24 protein-coding genes and 2 tRNA genes are annotated in these 22,526 nt (G+C 50.2%); 24 read left to right on the forward strand and 2 right to left on the reverse strand.

Going from position 1 to position 22,526, the window contains the following annotated elements; all coding sequences use genetic code 11:
* Positions 1 to 297: 297 nt before the first annotated feature.
* Positions 298 to 915: a YesL family protein gene (locus G614_RS0103035; RefSeq protein WP_027640741.1), complete on the forward strand. Its 618-nt coding sequence runs from the start codon at positions 298 to 300 to the stop codon at positions 913 to 915.
* 160 nt (positions 916 to 1,075) lie between these two features.
* Here the strand turns inward: G614_RS0103035 and G614_RS0103040 are convergent, their stop codons facing one another.
* Positions 1,076 to 1,927: a LysR family transcriptional regulator gene (locus tag G614_RS0103040; RefSeq protein ID WP_022200727.1), complete on the reverse strand. Its 852-nt coding sequence runs from the start codon at positions 1,925 to 1,927 to the stop codon at positions 1,076 to 1,078.
* Complete coding sequence (locus G614_RS0103045; RefSeq protein ID WP_242827989.1) at positions 1,909 to 2,901, reverse strand: LysR family transcriptional regulator; 993 nt, start codon at positions 2,899 to 2,901, stop codon at positions 1,909 to 1,911. Before G614_RS0103045 ends, G614_RS0103040 begins: the two co-directional genes overlap by 19 nt.
* A 279-nt stretch (positions 2,902 to 3,180) precedes the next feature.
* On the opposite strand from G614_RS0103045, the gene G614_RS0103050 reads away from it, so the two are divergent.
* The 23 genes from G614_RS0103050 to cutD all read left to right on the forward strand — a co-directional run bounded on the left by G614_RS0103050 (position 3,181) and on the right by cutD (position 22,520).
* Entirely contained in the window at positions 3,181 to 4,227 is a 1,047-nt protein-coding gene (locus G614_RS0103050; RefSeq protein WP_027640743.1) for a Bug family tripartite tricarboxylate transporter substrate binding protein, read from the forward strand.
* A gap of 145 nt (positions 4,228 to 4,372) precedes the next feature.
* Positions 4,373 to 4,840 (forward strand): tripartite tricarboxylate transporter TctB family protein, encoded by a 468-nt coding sequence (locus tag G614_RS0103055; RefSeq protein WP_002586017.1) that lies wholly within the window; start codon positions 4,373 to 4,375, stop codon positions 4,838 to 4,840.
* A 12-nt stretch (positions 4,841 to 4,852) separates the two neighbouring features.
* Positions 4,853 to 6,334: a tripartite tricarboxylate transporter permease gene (locus G614_RS0103060; RefSeq protein WP_027640744.1), complete on the forward strand. Its 1,482-nt coding sequence runs from the start codon at positions 4,853 to 4,855 to the stop codon at positions 6,332 to 6,334.
* A gap of 40 nt (positions 6,335 to 6,374) precedes the next feature.
* Positions 6,375 to 6,848: a DUF3237 domain-containing protein gene (locus tag G614_RS0103065; protein ID WP_027640745.1), complete on the forward strand. Its 474-nt coding sequence runs from the start codon at positions 6,375 to 6,377 to the stop codon at positions 6,846 to 6,848.
* Positions 6,849 to 6,979: 131 nt separating this feature from the next.
* Entirely contained in the window at positions 6,980 to 7,882 is a 903-nt protein-coding gene (locus tag G614_RS0103070) for an alpha/beta hydrolase (RefSeq protein ID WP_027640746.1), read from the forward strand.
* Between the two features lie 189 nt (positions 7,883 to 8,071).
* Positions 8,072 to 8,305: a hypothetical protein gene (locus G614_RS0103075; protein WP_027640747.1), complete on the forward strand. Its 234-nt coding sequence runs from the start codon at positions 8,072 to 8,074 to the stop codon at positions 8,303 to 8,305.
* Positions 8,306 to 8,486: 181 nt separating this feature from the next.
* Positions 8,487 to 8,819: a rhodanese-like domain-containing protein gene (locus G614_RS0103080; protein WP_002577645.1), complete on the forward strand. Its 333-nt coding sequence runs from the start codon at positions 8,487 to 8,489 to the stop codon at positions 8,817 to 8,819.
* Between the two features lie 35 nt (positions 8,820 to 8,854).
* Positions 8,855 to 9,412, forward strand: a complete 558-nt coding sequence (gene yfcE / locus G614_RS0103085; protein WP_027640748.1) for a phosphodiesterase — start codon at positions 8,855 to 8,857, stop codon at positions 9,410 to 9,412.
* Positions 9,413 to 9,442: 30 nt separating this feature from the next.
* Entirely contained in the window at positions 9,443 to 10,606 is a 1,164-nt protein-coding gene (locus G614_RS0103090) for a THUMP domain-containing class I SAM-dependent RNA methyltransferase (protein WP_027640749.1), read from the forward strand.
* Between the two features lie 10 nt (positions 10,607 to 10,616).
* The gene (locus G614_RS0103095) at positions 10,617 to 12,131 is read left to right on the forward strand and encodes a lectin like domain-containing protein (RefSeq protein WP_027640750.1); all 1,515 of its coding nucleotides are present in this window, start codon (positions 10,617 to 10,619) and stop codon (positions 12,129 to 12,131) included.
* A 41-nt stretch (positions 12,132 to 12,172) separates the two neighbouring features.
* Positions 12,173 to 12,772, forward strand: a complete 600-nt coding sequence (gene rdgB / locus G614_RS0103100; protein WP_027640751.1) for an RdgB/HAM1 family non-canonical purine NTP pyrophosphatase — start codon at positions 12,173 to 12,175, stop codon at positions 12,770 to 12,772.
* A 19-nt stretch (positions 12,773 to 12,791) separates the two neighbouring features.
* Complete coding sequence (locus G614_RS0103105) at positions 12,792 to 13,292, forward strand: metallophosphoesterase family protein (protein ID WP_027640752.1); 501 nt, start codon at positions 12,792 to 12,794, stop codon at positions 13,290 to 13,292.
* A gap of 89 nt (positions 13,293 to 13,381) precedes the next feature.
* A tRNA-Pro gene (locus G614_RS0103110) sits at positions 13,382 to 13,456 on the forward strand.
* A 20-nt stretch (positions 13,457 to 13,476) separates the two neighbouring features.
* A tRNA-Gly gene (locus G614_RS0103115) sits at positions 13,477 to 13,547 on the forward strand.
* A gap of 375 nt (positions 13,548 to 13,922) precedes the next feature.
* Entirely contained in the window at positions 13,923 to 14,762 is an 840-nt protein-coding gene (locus G614_RS0103125; RefSeq protein ID WP_027640753.1) for a MerR family transcriptional regulator, read from the forward strand.
* Positions 14,763 to 15,207: 445 nt separating this feature from the next.
* The gene (eutM, locus tag G614_RS0103130; RefSeq protein ID WP_027640754.1) at positions 15,208 to 15,492 is read left to right on the forward strand and encodes an ethanolamine utilization microcompartment protein EutM; all 285 of its coding nucleotides are present in this window, start codon (positions 15,208 to 15,210) and stop codon (positions 15,490 to 15,492) included.
* Positions 15,493 to 15,531: 39 nt separating this feature from the next.
* Positions 15,532 to 16,527 (forward strand): DMT family transporter, encoded by a 996-nt coding sequence (locus tag G614_RS0103135; protein ID WP_027640755.1) that lies wholly within the window; start codon positions 15,532 to 15,534, stop codon positions 16,525 to 16,527.
* Position 16,528: 1 nt separating this feature from the next.
* On the forward strand, positions 16,529 to 16,807 hold the full coding sequence (locus G614_RS0103140) for a hypothetical protein (RefSeq protein ID WP_027640756.1): 279 nt from the start codon (positions 16,529 to 16,531) through the stop codon (positions 16,805 to 16,807).
* 53 nt (positions 16,808 to 16,860) lie between these two features.
* Positions 16,861 to 17,157 carry a BMC domain-containing protein gene (locus G614_RS0103145; protein WP_027640757.1) on the forward strand — a complete coding sequence of 99 codons (297 nt, stop codon included), beginning with the start codon at positions 16,861 to 16,863 and terminating at the stop codon, positions 17,155 to 17,157.
* Positions 17,158 to 17,176: 19 nt separating this feature from the next.
* A complete protein-coding gene (locus tag G614_RS0103150) occupies positions 17,177 to 17,485 on the forward strand; it encodes a BMC domain-containing protein (RefSeq protein WP_027640758.1) in 309 nt (102 codons plus the stop codon).
* A gap of 21 nt (positions 17,486 to 17,506) precedes the next feature.
* Positions 17,507 to 18,892, forward strand: coding sequence for an aldehyde dehydrogenase family protein (locus G614_RS26690; RefSeq protein WP_044917375.1), 1,386 nt, complete (start codon positions 17,507 to 17,509; stop codon positions 18,890 to 18,892).
* Between the two features lie 31 nt (positions 18,893 to 18,923).
* On the forward strand, positions 18,924 to 21,485 hold the full coding sequence (cutC, locus tag G614_RS0103160; RefSeq protein WP_027640759.1) for a choline trimethylamine-lyase: 2,562 nt from the start codon (positions 18,924 to 18,926) through the stop codon (positions 21,483 to 21,485).
* A gap of 105 nt (positions 21,486 to 21,590) precedes the next feature.
* On the forward strand, positions 21,591 to 22,520 hold the full coding sequence (gene cutD / locus G614_RS0103165) for a choline TMA-lyase-activating enzyme (RefSeq protein ID WP_044917376.1): 930 nt from the start codon (positions 21,591 to 21,593) through the stop codon (positions 22,518 to 22,520).
* Positions 22,521 to 22,526 lie beyond the last annotated feature (6 nt).

The raw sequence follows: 22,526 nt of genomic DNA on the forward strand, positions 1-22,526 counted from the left end.
ATAATTTCACATGGAATAATGTTAAATGGAGATTTGTCTGCATTATATGGAAAAATGTTATTTTTATGTATTTTTTCTTGTTTCCATAACATTCTTCTTAATTTTTCAGCATTTTACCAATTACAATACCCTTTTTTTTGAATTACAAGATAATTTTTCAAAATCACCCCAACATTTTTCTATATTTCTTTTGCTTTTCTTCGTTCAGAACAAAACCTTTTGCAATCTGTACAAATCGATGTTAGAATACCTAATAGAATTGATGCTCATAAAAACGAGAAAGTCGAGGAAACCTATATGAATCTATTGAATGAAAACAACGTAGTCCATATCTTTTTAAATAAAATCGGCGATATTGTAATTGCGAATCTGCTCTTCCTTCTGTGCTGTATTCCCATCATCACTATCGGTCCCTCCCTTACTGCACTGTATCATTGTATGCTCCGTTCAATCAAGGGAAATGACTATGGAACAATCCGCACCTTCTTCCACGCCTTGAAGGAAAACTTTGTGCAGTCTTTGATTGTCTGGCTTAGCATGATTGCCGCAGCCTTTATCTTAATCACGAACATTGGATTTTTGTGGTCCTCCCCATCCATCACAGGACAACTCCTACTCTGCGCATCATTTGGAGTGGCTGTACTACTGCTCATTCTGGCGCTTTACATATTCCCAGTGATTGCAGTATTTTCTAACACTACCAGACAGCTTGTCAAAAATGCGTTTGCTTTCGCCTTTATGCACATTCCATCTACTTTAGCGATTGTGACAATTTCAACGCTCCCTATGATTATGACTTATTTAGACTTAAAACTTTTGCCACTTTATGCCTATTGCTGGTTCTTTTTTGGATTTGGTTTAACCGCCTACATCAATTCCCTTTTGTTTTACAGAATGTTCAGGCCTTACTTGTAAAAGAGTAGCGCAGCCTTGCAAAGCTTGGGCGGGATTGTCTAACTAAACGACATTATACAGAAAGCCGCCCCTTTCTTATTGGAAGCCTCTGTATAACATCCTTGAATCCTCAGACCTGAATGCTATGGTGGTCAATGCCCGCCATATGAAGGCTGTCCCCTCACGCCTGGCATCCATCCCGGAACCCATAACGCTGGATCCAATCACAGATATCCCGGATAATGGGCAGAGGAGTTCCCCGCCGGATCACAATAGTATTCTGGTAATGGAAGGGCGGATTTAAGCTGGAGCAGGCCAGGCCTGTTCCGCGCACCAGGCTTTTTGGGATCAGGGCGGCGCATTCCCCCATTTTGGCTAAAGCGATGGCGGAACGCAGGTCCTCCGGTTCGGCGTAGATGGGCATCAGCTGTTGGGCGTTCCCGCAGGCTTCGTCGGCCAGCTGACGCAGATGGGTGTCCGGTGCCGGGAGAGCCAGAGGGAGGGGAGCGCCTTCCAGGGCGGGGAGGAAGGCAGTGACCAGCTCATCCTCCTGCAAGGGGATGTATTTTAAAAATTTGTTTCGTTGCCGGGAGGCGAACAGGGCCAAGTCGATTTCGTTGTTTTCCAGCAGGTTGCGGACTTGCCCTAGCTTCGGGGTGACTGCGGTGACTTCCACATCCGGGTAAGAACGTTTCAGCCAAGGCAGGATCCGCTCATAGTATAAAGGCTGAAACAGCCTGCAGACACCGATGTGGATGTGGTGGATTTTTGCTTGGCTCAGATCCTTTAAGGCTTCTTGCGCATCCCCCTTGATTTTCAAAATGGAGCGGGCTCCGTTGATATAGATTTTCCCGGCATCAGTGAGCTGCATTTCTCCCTTGTGCCGGGTAAAGAGCGGCGGCAGTCCCTCGGCCTCCAGCTTGGAGAGCTGCTGACTGAGGGCGGACTGGGTGAGGAACAGTCGGTCCGCCGCCCGGGATAAGTTTTTTTCTTCTGCAATGGTAAGTATGTATTCTAATTGTCTGGTGTCCATCCATCTTCCTCTTCGAATTCTTTTACCAGCTCCATAGTAAGCTCATTAAAGTCCACTCCCCATGGGTTGACGGAAAACATCTGCGCTTTTGCGATCAGGTAAGCGAAATAGCGCTGGGGCCGGGTGAGCGGCTCATTTTTTCGGTAAATCGTTCCGATGGCGCAGGTCAGGGGCGGATTTAATGAAAAATACACTCGGTGCTGGTTCGGCCTGCAGTAAGCATCCGGCAAAAACCCCACCCCCACTCCACCCTGGATCATCTGGTCGATCAGAAGAACGTTATTGCTTTCGTATACAATGGTAGGTTCCATGCCGACTTCCGACAGTCGGCCCAGGACAACCTTCCGGTTGGTGGTGTCCGGCCCCCACATGACAAAAGGCGTATCCTGAAAACGTTCTACATTGATCTGGGCCTTGGGTGCCGTGGGCGGGCTTGCTAAGGAAGCCAGAGGGTGGAAATCGGGGACACAGAGATAAAGCTCGTCAATGCTGTTCTGCATGACATTGTAAGTAATCATATCCTCTTTCGTGACGGATCCTAGGACAAGGTCTGTCTCGTGGTTGTCCAGGGCCTGCAGGAGAGAAACCAGGTAGCCTTCTTTTATATCAATATAAATATTCGGATAGCGGCGATAGAATTGGGCGAAGGCCTTGCTGAATACAGTGCTCCCCCGGTGCGGGGTAACGCCGACCGTAAAACGGTCTGTGTACTGACTGCTTAAAGAAATCATGGACTGGTAGGTCCGGTTCTTTACCTGGATTATTTCCCGACAGGCTTCCAGATAGATCTGTCCAGCCGGGGTCGGGACAAATTCTTTTTTCTGCCGGGTGAAAAGTGTCTGTTTTAAATTCCGTTCCGTATTGCTTAAAAAGGAAGATAATGTGGGCTGGGAGATCCCTAGGCTGGCCGCTGCCGCAGACAGGTTCTTTTTTTCTGCAATCGCCACAATGTATTCGCAGGCTTTTGTATTCATCACACACCTCATCATAAGTTTGTAATGGATCAGTTCTTTTGTAGTTACATAAATTTTACTAATAGTATACATAGTTTTTTAATCCTTGTAAAATGTTTTTTTGCCTAATATAATAAAAATATCTTAGAAAGTAATTGTGCAATTCGCGGATTGCTTTCGAAAATTCTGCGCAGGGTTAGGAACAGTAACTGTTAAAAATACTAATAGTTCTATTAGAAAAATGTTGAGAACTATAAGAGAAATTAATGAAACTCAATACCAAAGAGAGGGAGAATTACTATGAAAAAAAGACATGTATTAGCGGCAATAATGACAGCGGCAATGGCAGTCAGCGCTTTATCCGGCTGTGCGGCGGCAAACAGCGCCCCCACAACTGCAGCGGCGAAGGAAGCAGCAGCTCCGGCAGAATCCAAAGCAGATGCGGCTCCGGCGGCAGAGGCTGGTTCCGGCACATGGCCCAACGGCGCTGTCCAGCTTTTGGTTCCGTCCAAGGCTGGCGGTGTAACGGATATTTATACCAGAAATATCCAAAATTATCTTCAGTCCGCCACCAATGGCAATTTCGCTACTGTAAACTATGATAATGAGACCGTAGGCTACGAGAATCTGCGTTCTGCAAAGGCGGACGGTAGCACCCTGCTGTTCCAGCACAGTACCATGATCTGCAAATACCTGACGGGAGCCATTGATTACAATCCCCAGGATAGCTTCCGGGTGGTAGGCGTTGCGGCTAACATGGGAAGTCAGGCAATAATCTGCGGGCCGGATGCTCCCTACAATACCTGGGCGGAATTTATTGAGTACGCGAAAGCAAATCCGGGACAGGTTACCACCGCAATTTCCACAAACGGTACCACCCATTTTATTTTCGGTCAGGTTCAGCAGAACTGCGCAGTTGAGTTAAATATGGTAGAATGTTCTTCCGAAGCAGATAAGCTGACGAACGTGGCGGGCGGCATTATTGATGTGGCAAACTGCTCTCTGGGCAATGCGAAGGAGTACGAGACGGCGGGCAAACTGAAAGTTCTGGGTGTCCTTGGCTCCGGCCAGCCGGAAGCGAATTATCCGGAATGGGAGCCGATTACGGATGTAATCTGGGAGTCCTATATTTACACCTTTGCACCGGCTGAGATGGATGATGCCACAGCGGAGGCTGTCAATGCAGCGCTGAAGGGGATCCCGGAAGATGCTGCCTACTGTGAGGCTGTGGAGAAGATTGGCGGAACAGCCATGTACCTGACCGTGGAAGAGGCCCAAAAGCATTTCGATGATACCATGGCATCCTTAAGTGAGGTGGCTGCGGGTCTTGGCATCAATATCCGATGAGCAACCAAACAAGGGATTTCCCCTTGCGCATAATAGAAGGCGGCGGCCTGGGCTTGCCCCTGCCGCCCTTTGTTCGTCTTTTCGGGCAATTAAGATGTCTCTTGCGGAAGTATTACAAGCATAAAATATCATGGAGGATGAGCTTATGAAGAACAAGGACCGGATCGGCGGTATTATCTTTGCTATTTTTGGGGCGCTGGTAACCAGCATGGCTTCAGGCATTCGTATGCCTGCAAATTTGAGCGAGCCGGGGCCAAGATTGTTTCCCTGCATCGCGGGCGTGGGCATGCTGATTTGCGGACTGGGGATGGCGGTTACCGCAAAGAGCAGCGGCGATGAGGCGCCTTTTTTGGAAAAGGCAGGCTGGAAGCGGCTTGGGATTGTGGCGCTTACCTTGGTTTTGTATTATTTTGGTCTGGAATATATCGGTTTTTTGATTATGACTCCCATTTTCGCCTTTGCCGTAATTATGATTCTTTCCAGCGGGAAGAAAATTAACAGGATTCTGGCGGTGATTGTGGCAGTCCTGACCACCGTTATCCTGTATCTGCTGTTCCAGAAGGTATTCGTGATCCTGCTTCCGGCGGGAAAGCTGATTTCATTCACATTGTAAAGGAGGATTTCCATGTTTTTTACACAGATGATAGCATTGTTTAATCCCCTGATGATTTTGATTATGCTGGTCTGCACCATTGTGGGCATTGTATTCGGGGCAATTCCGGGGCTGTCGGGCGGGCTGGCGGTATCCCTGCTTCTGCCGCTGACCTTCGGCATGGACGATCTGCTGTCCTTTGCCATGATGATTGCGGTGTGGGTAGGAGGGATTTCCGGCGGCTTTATTTCCGCAACACTGGTGGGCATCCCAGGCGCTCCGGCTTCCATCGCTACTTGTTTTGACGCATATCCCATGAGCCAGCGGGGCGAAACGGTGCGTGCCTTGGGTATCGGTATCCTGGCATCCTTTGCAGGTACGTTTTTGTCCTGTATCGTGGCCACATTCTTAAGCCCGTTTATTGCGGATTTCGCCATGAAGCTGGGGCCGTGGGAATATTTCTCCCTGTGCTTCTGCGCAATCACGCTGGTTGCCGCCTTGTCAAAGGGTTCTATTTTCAAAGGGCTGTTCGCAGCTTTTCTGGGTCTGTTTTTGTGCTGCGTGGGTGTAGCGCCTCTGGACGGCGCGTATCGCTTTACCTTTGGAAATATTTATCTGGGCGGCGGTTTGGATATGGTGGCTTTGATGCTGGGCGTTTACGCTATCAAGCAGGTTGCCTGCGATTATGCGAAGGGTCAGCAGGAGCTGCCGGATGTGAATGTGGGCAAAATTTCCGGCTTTGGCGTCAAAATCACGGATATTACACAAAATATCGGTATTATCCTGAAATCCTTTTTTATCGGCCTGTGGATCGGTTTCCTGCCAGGGATGGGCAGCGGGCTTTCGAATATGGTGGCCTATGCGCAGGCCCAGTCTGGCAGCAAGCATCCGGAAACCTTCGGGAAGGGCGAGCCGGGCGGCATCTGGGCATCGGAGTGTTCAAATAACGCCTCTGTGGGGGGCGCATTGATTCCGATGATTGCTCTGGGCATTCCAGGAGACGCGGTTACGGCGCTGCTGCTGTCGGGCCTGATGATTCATGGCCTGCAGCCTGGCCCTCTGCTGATTTCTTCCAATCCGCAGATCGTGTATCTGATTTTTGCGGCTGTTATGGTGTCTGCGGTTTTTGTTTTGGTGGAGCAGTTTTTCGGCATGAGGTGGTTCCCCATGCTGCTGAAGCTTCCGTATCATTATCTTTATGGCGTGATTCTGGTGATGTGCTTTATCGGCGCGTTTACCAGCACCAATACTACCTTTAACGTGCTCTGTGTGCTGGCCTTTGCGGCTCTGGGGGTGATGCTGGATGTGTTCAAGATTCCTGCCAGCCCGCTGATTCTGTCCTTTATTCTGGGCGGCAAGCTGGAAGAATATTTCCGCAAGGGAGTCAGCTATTCCAAGGGTGATTACAGCAGCTTTATCACCCGTCCGGTATCCCTGCTCTTTTTGCTGGTGGCCGTGTTCTGCGTGGTCAGCCCGTACATAAAGCCGCTGCTGCAGAAAAAGAAAACAGCATAAGTTCTGTATATACAGGATAAGGGAAGGGAGGATTTCTGGTATGGAAGAAAAAATGGAATTGACCGAGCTGAAAGCGGAGAAGGTGATGACCATCCGCGCCAATTGTCCGGACGATATGAGGATTCCGGTGGGGAAAAATGATTTCGGCCTTCTGCGGGCGATCTATATTACCGGTGGCGAGTTCCACGGCGCACGCATTAACGGGACAGTATTTCCTATGGGCGGCGCAGACTGGAATACGGGATTCGGCGGTGATGACCCAGAGCATTTTACCAGCGTGGACGTTTACGCGAGGTATCTGCTCCAGACAGATGATGGTGTGTTTATCGAGATACAGAATTCCGGGAAGCGTGATAAACGGGGCGGGCAGCCTTATATTGTAACAACGCCCAGGTTTTTTACCCCGGCGGGCAGGTATGAGTGGCTGAATTACGGTGCGTACGTGGGCGCTCTGTCTGGGAGCGTGAAGGATGGAGTTGGCGGCGTGGATATCGTCATTTACCGAATGCTGTGATTTGCCTGGATTAGGTGCTTGCCAACAGAATCTTACGCAAAATGCACAAGTGATTGATGGACAGTTCATTAGGAACAAGAGAAAGTGGAAAGCCGGTTTGCAAAAGCAGGCAGGCGAAGGAGGAGAAGCGAATGGCATTAAGTAAAGAAAGAAAAGAGCAGCTGGCAGAGCATTTGCGAGGAACCAGCGTTGCAAAGGAAAATATCACCCCGGAGTACCGAAAGAATCTGGAACTAGCGGACAAAGAGACTGTGATAATTCCGGTGGGGGAAAATGATGAGGTCACCTGCTATATTTTTACGGCGAAGAACCGGACGGCCAACTGCCCGGTACATATCAATGTCCATGGCGGGGGCTTCGTCCGTCCCCATGTGGAGCGTGATGAGATATATTCTGCCAAGGTGGCGGACGCGATCCGGGGGATTGTGGTGGATGTGGATTACAAACTGGCACCGGAATATCCGTTTCCCACGGCTTTTGACGAGACGTATGAGGTATGCCGCTGGACATTTTCCAAGCTGGGCGAATGGGATGCGGATGAAAAACGGGTTTCCATGGGAGGACACAGCGCGGGCGCGAACCTGACTGCGGCAGCGGTTCTGAAAGCGAAGCAGACTGGGGATTTCGCTCTGTGCCTGCAGGTGCTGGATTACGGCGCTTTTGATATGGCTACGGATCCCGCAGACAAAAAGGAAGCGAAAACGAACATGATCCCGGTGGAGCGCGGACGAATGTTCACCGAGGCATACACCGATGGGGAGCTTGAGAAAGCGAAGAATCCGTACTGCAGTCCCCTCCTGGCAGATGATGAGATGCTGAAAGGCCTCCCGGAGACTTTAGTGGTGGCGGCGGGTTATGATAATTTCCGCTTTGAGGATTTCGATTATGCAGTGCGCGTGGCGGCCATGGGAAATAAAGTAACACTTAAATGCTTCACCCAATCCAATCACGGTTTTATCATACACTGCACGGAAGAGTGGGAGGCGGGCCAGGAATTGGTGATTTCGGTGATTCAGCAGGCAAGGCTGAATTAAAGAAGGCGAAATAAGAGCAAGCCCTGAACCCAGCATAAACACTGGTACTATGGGGCTTTTATCATCATTTTGCGGAAAACGGGATTTTATGGAAAAAAGAAACCTTTTTTATTTTATCGTATAAAAGTGGTGCAATTCTGCCATACTAAGGCTGTAACTAAATAAGAATGTTTTTAGGAGGTATTGAAGATGTCTAATAGGAATAACTTCAACAACGACATGGAAAACAACTCAAGAAACTACAGCCAGCAGAATAACAGCCAGAACAACTCTCAGAACAGCTCCAGGAACAGTTCTCAGAACAATTCCCAGAACAATTCCCAGAACAATTCTCAGAACAGCTCCAGAAACAGTTCTCAGAACAGCTCTCAGAACAGCTCTCAGAACAGCAGCCGCAACAGCAGCCAGAACAACAACTTCTAATATTATCGAAAAGGCTGTAGCGCACTGAGTACAGTTGATGGAAGGAGCCTGCTTCGCATGACGCGGAGTGGGCTTTTTCTTGTCCTCACCCTGTTGAAATGCCTGCATATATTGGTAGTAGGACACATATGACAGACTTTGGCCAGGACAGAACGTGACAGAAAGGGAAGGTGAGTGGGAAATGACGACATTTCCAATGATATCATACAGACAGTTTGACCAATGGATGGAACAGGGAAAGATTGCGCAGCTGGTGGACCTGAGGGAACCCTGGATGTTTGAACAGGACAGGATATGGGGGAGCGTGAACATTCCCTATGATGAGCTTGAGGACCTGATGGGGGAAATCCGCAAGGACGGGACCATTGTATTTTACTGTGACAGAGGGGCCAAAAGCATGGTGGTCTGCCGGGACCTGTGGAGGATGGGTTATCATGCCGTGGACCTGGCGGGCGGAATGTTGAATTACAGGGGGAAATACATTGACAGGAGGCCGCTTTCGGCTTTAGAATAGAAACGTGATTATTCTATTTTAGAGGAGACAGACCCATGAAGATAATGTTTGCATCTGATATACACGGTTCTGCATATTATTGCAGGAGGATGCTGGATATATACAGTGAATCGGGAGCCGGACGGCTTGTGATTCTGGGAGACATTCTGTATCACGGTCCCCGCAATGACCTTCCAAGGGAATATGCCCCCAAGGAAGTGATTGCCATGCTGAATCCCCTTAAGAACCAGATATATGCAATCAGGGGAAACTGCGACACCGAAGTGGACCAGATGGTCCTGGAGTTTCCCATACTGGCTGACTATAGTCTGTTGGTATTGGAGGAGAAGGCTTTTTATGCCACTCACGGGCATGTATACAACCAGGACCACCTTCCGCCAATGCAGGACGGAGACATCCTGGTCCACGGTCATACCCATATACTGAAGGCCGAGACCATTGAGGCGGAAGGGGGCAGGCACATTACCGTGTTAAACCCAGGTTCTGTGTCCATCCCAAAGGGAGGCAATCCCAATACCTATGCCATGCTGGAGGATGGGGTGTTCTCCATACGGACCCTGGAGGGTGAAGTGGTCAAGGAACTGAAGCTGTAAAAAAGAGAGGCTGATTGAGAGGAAAATTGATTGAAAACATTCGAATTAATTGCCCCCTGCCATTTTGGGCTGGAGGCAGTACTTAAAAAAGAAATATTGGACCTGGGATATGAGATATCCCTGGTGGAGGACGGCCGAGTCACGTTTATAGGAGATGGCGAGGCCATTTGCCGCTCCAATGTGTTCCTCCGCACGGCAGAGAGGGTTCTTCTCAAGGCGGGAAGCTTTAAGGCGGAGACCTTTGAGGAGCTGTTCCAGGGCACCAGGAATATACCGTGGGAGGATTTCATACCGGAAGACGGGAAGTTCTGGGTGGCAAAGGCTTCTTCCATCAAGAGCAAGCTGTTCAGCCCGTCGGATATCCAGTCTATTATGAAGAAGGCCATGGTGGAGCGGCTGAAAAACCGTTATGGAGTCACCTGGTTCCCTGAAAATGGAGCCAGCTATCCGCTGAGGGTATTCCTCTATAAAGATATGGTGACGGTTGGCATTGACACCAGCGGGGAGTCCCTGCATAAACGCGGGTACAGGACACTGACCAGCAAAGCGCCTATCACAGAGACTCTGGCGGCCGCCCTGATTCTCCTGACGCCCTGGAACCGGGACAGAATTCTGGTGGACCCCTTCTGCGGAAGCGGTACATTTCCCATTGAGGCAGCCATGATGGCCGCCAAGATGGCGCCGGGTATGAACCGTTCCTTCCTGGCAGAGGGGTGGAGGAACGTGATCAAGCGCAAATGCTGGTATGAAGCCATGGATGAGGCGGGTGACCTGGTGGAAGAGGATGTAGAGGTTGATATCCAGGGGTATGACGTGGACGGTGATATTGTGAAAGCAGCCAGGTCCAATGCCCAGTCAGCCGGAGTGGACCATATGATTCACTTTCAGCAGCGCCCGGTCAGTGCCCTGAGCCATCCCAAGAAATACGGCTTTATCATATCCAATCCCCCTTACGGTGAGAGAATCGAGGGAAAGGAGAACCTTCCCGCGTTATACCGGGAGATAGGGGAGCGCTTTGAGGCGCTGGATTCCTGGTCCATGTACCTCATTACTTCCTATGAAGATGCACAGAAGTACATTGGGCGGAAGGCGGACAAAAACAGGAAGATATACAACGGCATGCTGAAAACCTATTTCTATCAGTTCATGGGGCCAAAGCCGCCCAGGCGCAGCCGGGAGAACGGTTCAAATTGAGAGGACGGCCATGGTTGTTGTATCAGATATAATTAGATATGCAATAAGGAAAAAAGCAGCGGTCCTGTTTCTGGTTGTCACGTTGTCTTTGGGGACGGCCGGATGCGGCCCGACGCAGAATCCTTCTGAGACACAAAACCCAGGGGGGACACAGAATACAAACGGAAGCCAGAATCCTGCCGGCAGCCAGAACCTTGGAGGAACCCAGAACCCTTCCGAAACAGAAAATCCCGCGGCAGCAGGAGGCCTGGGTACATCAGGGCACGTAAAGAATGCCGCGGAAAACGGCGTAGCCGGCGTGTACCAGTGGAACAGGCGGGATATGGCCAATGTAAAGCTTCCTTCTGCCTTTGACTACCGAAAGACGGGCAGGGCGCCCCAGATTGGAAACCAGGGATCCCTGGGAACCTGCTGGGCCTTTGCGTCCCTGACGGCCCTGGAATCCTCTCTGCTTCCGGGAAAGCCCATGACCTTTGCGGTGGACCATATGTCCATGCACAACAGTTTTCTCCTGGGACAGGACGAGGGCGGAGAGTATACCATGTCCATGGCCTATCTTCTGGCATGGCAGGGACCGGTGCTGGAAGCCCAGGACCCATACGGGGACGGAGTTTCGCCGGACGGCCTTACGCCCAGCGTACATGTACAGGAGATTCAGGTCCTTCCCTCCAAGGATTACGGGGCCATTAAACGGGCCGTGTACCTGAAAGGGGGGGTACAGAGCTCCCTGTATACATCCATGAGGGATTACCAGAGCCAGTCCGTGTACTATAACAGAGAAACCAACTCCTATTGTTACATCGGAAACGAAAAGCCTAACCATGATTCTGTCATCGTGGGATGGGATGATAATTACTCCAGGGAGAATTTTAATCTGGACCTGCCAGGGGACGGCGCATTTATCTGTACCAACAGCTGGGGAGAGGATTTCGGTGACCAGGGATATTTTTATGTATCCTATTATGACAGTAATATCGGTGTCCATAATATTGTATACACAGGTGTGGAGCCGGTGGACAATTACGACTACATTCACCAGAGCGATCTGTGCGGATGGGTGGGGCAGATTGGCTACGGGCAGGAGGAGGCCTGGTTTGCCAATGCCTACAGGGCAGATAAGGGAGAGAATCTGGCAGCCGCGGGTTTCTATGCAACGGACAAGAATACGGAGTACGAGCTGTATTTGGCCCGGAACCTGCCGGACGCAGGAGCCGGGGAAATGGAGCGTGCCCTGGATAAGCGGATTTTCCTGGCAAAGGGCAGACTGGACAATGCCGGTTATTACACGATTGTGCTGGATAAAAAAATCCCCTTGGAGGACAACGAAAAATTTGCTATAATAGTTAAAATAATAACGCCCGGCACCGTACATCCGGTGGCCATTGAATACGACGCAGGGGACGGCATTGCCCAGGTGGACTTAACAGACGGCGAAGGGTATCTGAGCCATGACGGAAAGGTGTGGGAACATGTGGAGGAAACACAATCCTGCAATCTGTGCCTGAAGGCATATACAAAGAAATAACAGAAGATTATAAAAGGAACAGAAGGCAGAGGGCTTTAGATATGGGACACAGAATTATATTTGCAACGGGCAATGAGGGAAAGATGCGGGAGATACGCCTTATACTGGCTGATTTGGGGCTTCCCATACTTTCCATGAAGGAAGCGGGCGCTGAACCGGAAATCGTGGAGGACGGTTCCGCCTTTGGGGAGAATGCCGAGATTAAGGCAAGGGCTGTGTGGAATCTGACCGGGGATATTGTACTGGCGGATGACTCCGGCCTGGAGGTGGATTATATCGGCGGGGAGCCCGGTATCTACTCTGCCCGGTATCTGGGCGAGGATACGCCCTATGAGGTTAAGAACCGGAGTATTATAGAGCGTCTTAAGGAGGCCAGGGGCCGGGAGCGCAGCGCCCGGTTTGTGTGCAACATCGCGGCCATTCTGCCGGACGGCCGGGTACTCCACACAGAGGCTGTGATGGAGGGGCTTATCGCCGGGGAGCCGGCTGGAAAGGGTGGTTTTGGGTATGACCCCATTCTCTATCTGCCTCAGTTCGGCAAGACATCCGCTGAAATCACCATGGAGCAGAAGAATGAAATCAGCCACAGGGGGAAGGCATTAAGGGCCATGAAGGAAGCCCTGGAAGGTGTGCTTAAGTAAGAGACGGAGAGGACGAAGGATGAGGATATTAATTGTCAGTGACACCCATAGAAGGGATGAAAATCTAAAAGAGGTGATCCGGCGCACCGGACCGCTTGATATGATGATTCATTTGGGAGACGCAGAGGGGAGTGAGCATGCCATTGCCACCTGGGTCAATGAAGACTGCGATTTAGAGATGATTTTGGGGAACAATGACTTTTTCTCATGTTTAGACAAAGAGAAGGAACTGATGATTGGAAGGTATAAGACCCTTCTGACCCATGGACACTACTATAATGTCTCTGTGGGGGCAGAGTACCTGAAACAGGAGGCCAGAGCCAGAGGCTTTGACATCGTCATGTTCGGGCATACCCACAGGCCCTTCTACGAGGTGGAGAAAAAGGAAGGGGATAAGGATTTGATTATGCTGAATCCGGGAAGTCTGTCCTATCCCCGCCAGGACGGACATAAGCCCTCTTTCATGCTCATGGAAATTGACAAAGAGGGAGAGGCTCATTTTTCGCTGAATTTTCTGTAGGATTTTTGTTGACATTTGTGTAGGCATAGTATATAATAATCCTTGCGTCGAGAGACGGGATTGGATGACAGGTTATACTATGCCGATGCCGGGGTGTGGCTCAGCTTGGCTAGAGCGCCTGGTTTGGGACCAGGAGGTCGCAGGTTCGAATCCTGTCACCCCGATTAAATAGATTGATTCATATGCAGGTGTAGTTCAATGGTAGAACACTAGCCTTCCAAGCTAGATACGTGGGTTCGATTCCCATCACCTGCTCTCTTTTTTTGTCAGGGAAGCCTTTTTGCATTGGGGCTTCCTTTTTTGCGCTTTTCTTTTTGTGCTTTCCTTTTTGCGCTGCCCTTTTTACGCTTTCCATTCATCTATGTTCTGCAACTGTAGCATGCGGACAAGCTCTGTTTGTCCGTATCCTTTTTGCAATCTGATTCGTCGAATATTACAGAGTGGAGCATGGGAGCATTTCCTGATGCTCCGCCCTGTCTCCTCTTTTTGCATGGAGCCGAGAACAGGAAGCAAATTTTGTTTTAAAAAATGGTTGAAATGCCAAAAAATATCTGATAGAATAGACGAATTCTTAGAAAAAACAGACAAAAGTTGTGGAGCGATGCGGAAAGGAGAAGGAAATAAGGGGAAATGGAACAGAAGTTTTTTTCAATCGGAGAAGTGAGTAAAATCTGCAATGTCTCGAGAAAGGCATTGCGCTATTATGATCAGATCGGGCTGATTTCACCAGACTATATCAACGAGGAGAACGGCTATCGGTATTACAGTGAGGACACTTTACTGTACGTACCGGTGTTGAAGTATTATAAACAGATGGGGTTTAAGCTCGAGGAGATGCAGGGGCTTCTCGATGATGTGGATTTTGCAGGAATCAGAAAGTGGTTCCCGGAAAAGATCAGGGAATTGATGGAGGAAGGACGCAGGATTCAGGAGAGTCTGATCTCGATTCAGGACTGGTATCAGCTGATTCGGGAGGCACAGATGGTTTTGCGCTACCAGACCTGTGAGATCTCCGTGAAATATTTTCCGGAGATGGATTTTTGTTACATGGATCAGGAATTTGCATACGATTATCCTCCGGCAGTTATCAACATTTCGTGGACGAATTATCTTGAGGCGCATGGGGAGGAGATCACCGGTGCGGTGATCTTGCACTATGATTCGTTCAAGGACAAGATGGAGGGCAGATGCAAAAGCATGCGGATTATGCAACAGGCAGTGAGACCGGATGCGCGGAGTCCGATCCAGTTAAAGCGGCGGCGCGGAATGGCGGCATGTGTGTATCACATCGGTCCCCATGAGACGATTGACGCGGAGTACGAGAGAATCCGGGAGTGGGCGAGAAAGCGGGGATGTCGTCTCGCAGAGGATTCGTATGAGCGTTTTGTGACGGATTACTGGTCGACGAAGAAGGCGGAAGAGTTCGTGACGGAGATCATGGTTCCGTTTGAGGAAGAAAACGAAGAATAACGAAAAATTTTTCAGGCAAAAACCTTCCCCCTAAGGGAAAGGGCAAAGCGGGCAGATCAGGGATGATTTTGTCCGCTTTTTGTATTTCTCCGGAAGAGAGGATAAAAATTTTGTTCAAAAGATTGGTGATTCTGCTGTAAAATTGTTCTTATATTTGTACAAAGTGCAAGAAAATCCGGGGGTGGAGGTAAAAATAAAAGTGTGAAAAAAATATCGAAAAAAGGGGTTGACATTCCGCTTTTGGGAAAGGGATATACTAAGTGTACAGAAAAGCATGAGCAAGAAAAATTTTTTTGCGCATGCTGCGCGCGCTTTAAATTCAAAATGAGCTCAGAAATTAAAGTTCCCAACCGCCCATGATAAATAGTTGGTGAGAAAGATCAGAGAGACACCTGAAAAACAGACAGGAAAAGTTGGGAGAGAAACGGAGAAGGAGAGAGACAACATGAAGTATGATGCACTTGGAATGATTGAGACAAAGGGTCTTGTGGCTTCCATCGAGGCAGCCGATGCAATGGTAAAGGCAGCAAACGTAACGCTGATCGGAAAAGAGAAGGTCGGTGGCGGACTGATCACTGTTCTGGTGAGAGGTGATGTCGGTGCGGTCAAGGCGGCGACCGATGCAGGTGCCGCTGCTGCCCAGAGAATCGGTGAGCTGGTATCCGTTCACGTTATCCCGCGTCCGCATGGAGAGGTAGAAACCATCCTTCCTGGTGGAAAAACAGAATAAAAAACATCAAAGGAATAACGTCAAAGGAGAAATGAATCGATGAACGGAGGAAACGCATCCGTAGCGGATGCCAAGATGAGACAGGTCAGCAAGAGTTTCCGCAAGACGGGACTGATGACCGGAGCACTTTCCGGCCTGACCTATGGAATTTACACCACGCTGGTTATGGTGGCTGGCTATTACGAACCACTTGCCGGAGCGGCTGGCTTCCTTGCAGCTCCCTATGTGTGTGCAGGTTTGAATGATCTGTTCGCCGGACTCTGGCTGTTGATCTACAACGCCAAGATGGGACGTCTGGCAGAGATCGGAAGAACCTTAAACACCTTCCCGGGAAAGATGATGCTTCTCGGTGCCTTTCTCGGTGGCCCGATTGCAAACGGAGCTTACCTCGTGGGACTTGCACTTGCAGGTGCCTACGCAATCCCGATTTCCGCAACCTGTGGTCTGTTTGGAGCCATCTTTGCATGGATCTTCCTGAAGCAGAGACCGACAAAGCGAGTAGTCGCCGGAATGGTGATCTGTGTGGCTGGCGCAATTGTCATCAACTGGGCGAAACCGGAAGGCGCTCCGAACTTTACACTCGGAATTCTCTGTTCCCTTCTTGCAGCGATCTGCTGGGGACTTGAGGGAACACTCTCAAGCTACGGCGGAGCCATGGTAGATACCGATGTGGCAACAAACATCCGTGAGCTCTTCTCCGGACTTGTCAACCTTGTTGTCATCGTTCCGCTTGTCGGCGGTCTGGGACTGCTCGGCGGTACCATGGCAGCCGGAATGCCGATCGTATGGCTTGTAATTTCCGGACTGAGCGCAGGTGCTTCCTACCTGCTGTGGTATCAGTCAAATGCGACCGTCGGATGTGCAATCGGAATGTCCTTAAATGTCACCTATGCATTCTGGGGAGTTCTCTTCTGCGTCCTGTTCTTAGGTCAGGCAGTTACCCCGACGATTGTGATCGGATCGATTGTAATCATCGCAGGTGCGATTCTGGTTACGATGAATCCGCTGGATTTCTTTAAGAAGGAGGAACACTAAGATGCTGCTTCCTGCAAGAATGGCTGTGCTGAATTATTTAAACAAAGTGAAAGATGCAAGCGTAGAAGAGATTATGACTGCCATGAAGCCTCAGTACGGCAGAGAGGGCCAGTTTACAAAAAAAATGTATCTGAATCACGCAATGGCATTGGAGGCAAACGGAATGTGCGATCTGGCTGGATATGAGCTGGATAAAAACGGACAACTCTTGATGCGCTTTGCGATTAACGAGGCAGGACGGGATGCCGTAAATAAGTATGTGCCTGCAAAGTTTCGGTAAGAAAGAGAGAACATGAGAGGATGCGGAATCGTTACGAGAAGGAGAATCGGAGAATGAGATATTACGGTGAAGAAGCCCTCGGTCTTGTGGAAACCCTCGGTCTGGTTCCGGCGATGGAAGCTGCGGATAAGATGCTCAAGGCAGCAGACGTCGAGCTGATTTCCTACGAGAATGTGGGTTCCACCCTTGTCACCATCATGGTGAAGGGAGATGTGGCTGCTGTGCGCTCAGCGGTTGAGGCGGGAGCCGAGGCAGCGGCGGCAATCGGAAAGCTGACAGCGAAAAATGTGATGCCGAGACCGATCCGTGCAGTTGGTGAGATCGTATCGGTCCACGATATTGATGCGTAAGATGCAGGAGAGAGAATGTATGGAGAGATATGAAGCCATTGGAATGATTGAAACCTTTGGTCTGGTATTTGTTCTGGAAGCGGCGGATGCGATGTGCAAGGCAGCAGATGTCGAGCTGATCGGTTATGAGAATGTTGCTTCCGGATACATTTCCGTCATCGTTCAGGGCGATGTCGGAGCGTGCCGTACCGCAGTGGATGCCGGAGCGAAGGCGGTTGAGAATATGGGAGCGGAAGTTTACAGCTCTGTCGTAATCCCGAGACCGCATCAGGATCTGGGAAAGATTGTGGCACGTTACAGCCTGACGAATCTGCTGCCGGAGGAGTAAAACACGCAGGAGGATCGTAAGATGAAATTTGTTGACAGAGACCTAATGGCGGTTCAGGAGGCTCGTGTTCTTATGGAAGAAGCGGGCGAGGCGAGAATTGCACTCGGAACATGGAAGCAGGAAAAGCTGGATCGGGTTGTCCGTGCGATGATGCAGGCATGTTCCGAGAGAGTGGAAATGCTGGTGCAGATGGCGGTCGGAGAGACCGGTTACGGAGATGTCTCCGATCAGGTGAAGATATGCCGGTTTCTGATCTCATCGCTTGAAAAGGCGTATGACGGAATGCAGTGCGTGGGGATTCTCGAGAGCTGTGAGAGTGTGGGCGTTTTGGAAATCGGAGTTCCGCTCGGCGTGATCGCGGTGGCGGTTCCGGCACTCAGCCCGGTATCGGCAGTGATCTTTACCGCACTCACTGCGGTGAAATCGGGAAATGCGGTTGTGTTTGCCCCGCATCCGAGAGCCGTCGAGACGACGAAGAAGACGGTTCAGATTTTAAGAGAATCGGCGCTTGCCGAAGGCTTCCCGGACGGAGCGATCTCCTGTATGGAGACATCGGCGAAGGAGGGAGCTCTTGAGCTCTTCACTCATCCGCAGACTTCGCTGATCTTAAACATCGGCGAGGAAGCGCTCTATAAGGAGACACCGGCGGGAAAGCCAGTGATCTATGGTGGAATCGTTCCTTCTCCGGTTTTTATCGAGAGAAGCGCAGATGTAAAGACGGCAGTGACAGACATTGTCGCAGGACGCAGTTTCAACTGCGGAATCGTCTCCGGTTCCGAACAGTATGTCGTTGCAGACAGCCGGATCGCAGAGACGGCAAAGAGGGAGATGGTCGCCTGCCAAGCTTACTTTATGAGTGAGGAAGAGGAACGCAAGCTGATCCGACTCCTTGGAATCGGGGAAAAGCAGGGATGTGCCGAGAAAGAGTACATCGGAAAGAGTGCAGAGTGGCTTGCGGGAAAAGCGGGATTTTCAGTTCCAAAGGGAACGAGAGTGCTTGTGTCCGAGCAGACCTACATCACGGATTTCAACCCATATGCGAGCGCCCTGCTTTGTCCGGTGATGGTCTTTTATATTGAGAACGACTGGATGCATGCATGTGAAAAGTGTATGGAACTGCTGATGGGTGAAAATCATGGAAATACGCTGGCGATTCACTCGACCGATGCCGAGGTCATTCGCCAGTTTGCACTGAAAAAACCGGTGGGACGGGTGCTTGTGAATACCTCATCATCCGCGGGAGCGATGGGAGTGACGACGAATCTCTTCCCGTCAGCGGTACTCGGAAGCCTGAGTGCCGGAATGGGAATCACCGCAGAGAATGTTTCACCGATGAATCTGATTTACCGGAGAAAGGCGGCCTTCGGGGTGCGCAGTTTCCAGAAGATGATGGAACAGCACAGATAATGCTGTTCTGGAAAGAAAGAGAGGAACCATTTTGGATATTCGTGAATTTTCAGATAAAATTGCAGAAGCCACCAAAAATATGACTCCTGAGGAGAAGGCTTCTCTGATGAAGATGTTTGAGTCGGTTTCTGAGGAGATCGCAAAAGACGATGCAGGAAAGAAAGCGGAGGAGGCAAAGAGCCTGGCTGATTTCCCGGCAGAGGGTACCGACATTCCGGACGGAATGACAAGAAGACTGAAACTGTTGAAGGAGAACTACTTAAAGCAGAAACCGTCGATCACGACTTACCGTGCGAGAGCAATCACCAAGATTGCAAAAGAGAATCCGGGAATGCCGAAGATCGAGCTGAGAGCAAAGTGCTTCCGCTACTGCTGTGAGACTGCTCCACTTGTGATTCAGGACAATGAGCTGATCGTCGGCGCACCGTGTGGCGCACCGAGAGCAGGCGCTTTTTCTCCGGATATTGCATGGCGCTGGATGGTGGACGAGATCGATACGATCGGAACAAGACCGCAGGATCCGTTCTACATTTCAGAGGAAGACAAGAAGATCATGCGCGAGGAACTCTTCCCGTTCTGGCAGGGCAAATCTGTTGACGAGTACTGCGAGGATCAGTATCGCGAGGCTGGTGTCTGGGAGCTGTCCGGCGAGTCCTTCGTATCAGATTGTTCCTACCATGCAATCAACGGCGGTGGAGATTCCAACCCGGGTTACGACGTGATCCTGATGAAGAAGGGCATGCTTGACATCCAGAACGAGGCGAAGGAGCATCTGGTAGCACTTCACTATGACAATCCGGAGGATATCGACAAGATCTATTTCTATAAGTCGATCATCGAGACGACCGAGGGCGTTATGATCTATGCGAAAAGAATGTCTGAGTACGCAAGAGAGCTTGCTGAGAAAGAGACTGATCCGAAGAGAAAGGCAGAGCTGTACAAGATCTCTGAGGTCAACGCAAAGGTTCCGGCACACAAACCGGAGACGTTCTGGGAGGCGATTCAGGCAGTGTGGACAATCGAGTCTCTGCTTGTTGTTGAGGAGAACCAGACCGGTATGTCCATCGGACGTGTCGATCAGTACATGTATCCGTTCTACAAGGCAGATATCGAGTCCGGACGCATGAACAACTTTGAGGCATTTGAGCTTGCTGGATGTATGCTGATCAAGATGTCTGAGATGATGTGGATCACAAGTGAGGGCGGTTCCAAGTTCTTCGCAGGTTATCAGCCGTTCGTCAATATGTGCGTCGGCGGTGTGACGAGAGCCGGTCACGATGCGACAAACGACCTGACCTACCTGCTGATGGATGCGGTTCGTCACGTAAAGATTTACCAGCCGTCTCTGGCTTGCCGTATTCACAACAAGTCCCCGCGCCGTTATCTGAAGAAGATTGTTGATGTCGTACGCGCAGGAATGGGATTCCCGGCATGTCACTTCGATGACACTCACATCAAGATGATGCTCGCAAAGGGCGTTTCGCTCGAGGATGCAAGAGATTACTGCCTGATGGGATGCGTAGAACCGCAGAAGTCCGGTCGTCTGTATCAGTGGACTTCCACCGCTTACACCCAGTGGCCGATCTGTATCGAGCTTGTGCTCAACCACGGTGTTCCGCTGTGGTACGGCAAGCAGGTTTGCCCGGATATGGGAGATTTAAGCCAGTTCAAGACTTTCGAGCAGTTTGATGCAGCAGTCAAGGAAGAGATCAAGTACATCACAAAGTGGACGGATGTTGCAACCGTGATCTCCCAGAGAGTTCACCGCGATTTAGCTCCGAAGCCTTTAATGTCCGTTATGTACGAGGGATGTATGGAGCACGGAAAAGACGTATCTGCAGGCGGAGCCATGTATAACTTCGGACCGGGTGTTGTGTGGTCCGGTCTTGCAACCTACGCGGATTCGATGGCAGCAATCAAGAAGCTCGTATTTGATGCGAAGAAATACACGCTTGAACAGCTCAATGAGGCACTGAAGGCAGACTTCGCTGGTTACGAGCAGATTCGCACCGATTGCCTGAATGCACCGAAGTATGGAAATGACGATGATTATGCAGATAACATCGCAGCAGATTTGATCAACTTCACTGAGCATGAGCACAGAAAGTACAAAACTCTGTACTCCGTTCTCAGCCACGGTACCTTGTCTATTTCAAATAACACCCCGTTCGGTCAGATGACAGGTGCTTCCGCAAACGGACGTCACGCATGGATGCCGTTGTCCGATGGAATCAGCCCGACCCAGGGTGCTGACTTCAAGGGCCCGACCGCAATCATCAAGTCGGTTTCCAAGATGTCAAACGACAGCATGAACATCGGTATGGTACATAACTTCAAGATCATGGCAGGTCTTTTAGACACTCCGGAGGGCGAGGAGAGTCTGATCACTCTGCTGAGAACTGCGTGCATGTTCGGAAACGGTGAGATGCAGTTCAACTACCTCGACAACAAGACGCTGATCGAGGCACAGAAACATCCGGAGCAGTATCGCGACCTGATCGTTCGTGTAGCTGGATACAGCGCATTCTTCGTTGAGCTGTGCAAGGATGTACAGGATGAGATCATCAGCCGTACCATGCTGACTCATTTCTAAGAGTCTCTCTGAAGATACAGATTTTCCTCTGTCTGGCAGGTCGGAATCCGATGAGAATGACCTGCCGGGCAGATGGAGATCAAACGGAGAAGAAGGAGAGAAAACATGGAGAGAAAAGCTCTGATCTTTAATGTACAGAAATATAACATGTACGACGGCCCGGGAATCCGGACGATCGTGTTCTTCAAGGGATGTCCGCTCCGCTGTAAGTGGTGTGCGAACCCGGAAGGTCTGGTGCGAAAGCATCAGGTCATGTTGAAAAAAAACTCCTGCGCAAACTGCGGTGCCTGCGTGGAGGTCTGTCCGCAGAACATTCATGTGATCGATCCGGAGACAGGACTCCATCGGGTTCGCCGGGATATAGACTGCATCGGCTGTCGGAAATGTAAGTGTGTCTGTCCGCAGACAGCACTTGAGATTACCGGAGAGACAAAGACGATCTCAGAACTTCTGAAGCTCGTCGAGGAGGATGCAGCATTTTACAGTATGTCGGGAGGCGGTGTGACGCTCAGTGGCGGGGAATGTACTTCCCAGCCGGAGGCGGCGAGAGATCTTCTGATGGCATGCAAGGGAGAGGGCATAAACACCGCAATCGAGACCTGCGGTCACATCAAGACCGAGAAACTGCTTGAGATTGCACAATATGTCGATCTGTTCTTGTTTGACATGAAACATATGGATCCGAAACGCCACAATGAGCTGACGGGAATCGGAAATGAACAGATTTTAAAGAACCTCAGCGAACTTTTGAAGCGTCGATACCGCGTAAAAGTGCGGATGCCGATGTTAAAGGGAATCAATGACAGCAAGGAAGAGATCGATCAGGTCATCCAGTTCCTTCTGCCTTATCGGGATGATCCGAATTTTCAGGGAGTTGACCTTCTGCCCTATCACAAGATGGGAGTAGGAAAATACAGTCAGCTTGATCTTCCCTACCAGATTGACGGGGATCCGAGCCTGAGCAAGGAGGATCTTGACCGAATTGAGGGCTGGATGAAAGAGTATCAGTTTCCGGTAACCGTAGTCCGGCATTGACGGACG

Origin of the sequence: [Clostridium] clostridioforme AGR2157 (genome assembly GCF_000424325.1) — a bacterium.
Classification (GTDB): Bacteria; Bacillota; Clostridia; order Lachnospirales; family Lachnospiraceae; genus Enterocloster; species Enterocloster clostridioformis_A.

What these genes read in the sequence shown, in the direction of transcription:
- G614_RS0103035 (WP_027640741.1), top strand. Translation starts at nt 298, where the DNA reads ATGAATCTATTGAATGAAAACAACGTAGTCCATATCTTTTTAAATAAA.
- G614_RS0103040 (WP_022200727.1), bottom strand. Translation starts at nt 1,927, where the DNA reads ATGGACACCAGACAATTAGAATACATACTTACCATTGCAGAAGAAAAA.
- G614_RS0103045 (WP_242827989.1), bottom strand. Translation starts at nt 2,901, where the DNA reads ATGAATACAAAAGCCTGCGAATACATTGTGGCGATTGCAGAAAAAAAG.
- G614_RS0103050 (WP_027640743.1), top strand. Translation starts at nt 3,181, where the DNA reads ATGAAAAAAAGACATGTATTAGCGGCAATAATGACAGCGGCAATGGCA.
- G614_RS0103055 (WP_002586017.1), top strand. Translation starts at nt 4,373, where the DNA reads ATGAAGAACAAGGACCGGATCGGCGGTATTATCTTTGCTATTTTTGGG.
- G614_RS0103060 (WP_027640744.1), top strand. Translation starts at nt 4,853, where the DNA reads ATGTTTTTTACACAGATGATAGCATTGTTTAATCCCCTGATGATTTTG.
- G614_RS0103065 (WP_027640745.1), top strand. Translation starts at nt 6,375, where the DNA reads ATGGAAGAAAAAATGGAATTGACCGAGCTGAAAGCGGAGAAGGTGATG.
- G614_RS0103070 (WP_027640746.1), top strand. Translation starts at nt 6,980, where the DNA reads ATGGCATTAAGTAAAGAAAGAAAAGAGCAGCTGGCAGAGCATTTGCGA.
- G614_RS0103075 (WP_027640747.1), top strand. Translation starts at nt 8,072, where the DNA reads ATGTCTAATAGGAATAACTTCAACAACGACATGGAAAACAACTCAAGA.
- G614_RS0103080 (WP_002577645.1), top strand. Translation starts at nt 8,487, where the DNA reads ATGACGACATTTCCAATGATATCATACAGACAGTTTGACCAATGGATG.
- yfcE (WP_027640748.1), top strand. Translation starts at nt 8,855, where the DNA reads ATGAAGATAATGTTTGCATCTGATATACACGGTTCTGCATATTATTGC.
- G614_RS0103095 (WP_027640750.1), top strand. Translation starts at nt 10,617, where the DNA reads ATGGTTGTTGTATCAGATATAATTAGATATGCAATAAGGAAAAAAGCA.
- rdgB (WP_027640751.1), top strand. Translation starts at nt 12,173, where the DNA reads ATGGGACACAGAATTATATTTGCAACGGGCAATGAGGGAAAGATGCGG.
- G614_RS0103105 (WP_027640752.1), top strand. Translation starts at nt 12,792, where the DNA reads ATGAGGATATTAATTGTCAGTGACACCCATAGAAGGGATGAAAATCTA.
- G614_RS0103125 (WP_027640753.1), top strand. Translation starts at nt 13,923, where the DNA reads ATGGAACAGAAGTTTTTTTCAATCGGAGAAGTGAGTAAAATCTGCAAT.
- eutM (WP_027640754.1), top strand. Translation starts at nt 15,208, where the DNA reads ATGAAGTATGATGCACTTGGAATGATTGAGACAAAGGGTCTTGTGGCT.
- G614_RS0103135 (WP_027640755.1), top strand. Translation starts at nt 15,532, where the DNA reads ATGAACGGAGGAAACGCATCCGTAGCGGATGCCAAGATGAGACAGGTC.
- G614_RS0103140 (WP_027640756.1), top strand. Translation starts at nt 16,529, where the DNA reads ATGCTGCTTCCTGCAAGAATGGCTGTGCTGAATTATTTAAACAAAGTG.
- G614_RS0103145 (WP_027640757.1), top strand. Translation starts at nt 16,861, where the DNA reads ATGAGATATTACGGTGAAGAAGCCCTCGGTCTTGTGGAAACCCTCGGT.
- G614_RS0103150 (WP_027640758.1), top strand. Translation starts at nt 17,177, where the DNA reads ATGGAGAGATATGAAGCCATTGGAATGATTGAAACCTTTGGTCTGGTA.
- G614_RS26690 (WP_044917375.1), top strand. Translation starts at nt 17,507, where the DNA reads ATGAAATTTGTTGACAGAGACCTAATGGCGGTTCAGGAGGCTCGTGTT.
- cutD (WP_044917376.1), top strand. Translation starts at nt 21,591, where the DNA reads ATGGAGAGAAAAGCTCTGATCTTTAATGTACAGAAATATAACATGTAC.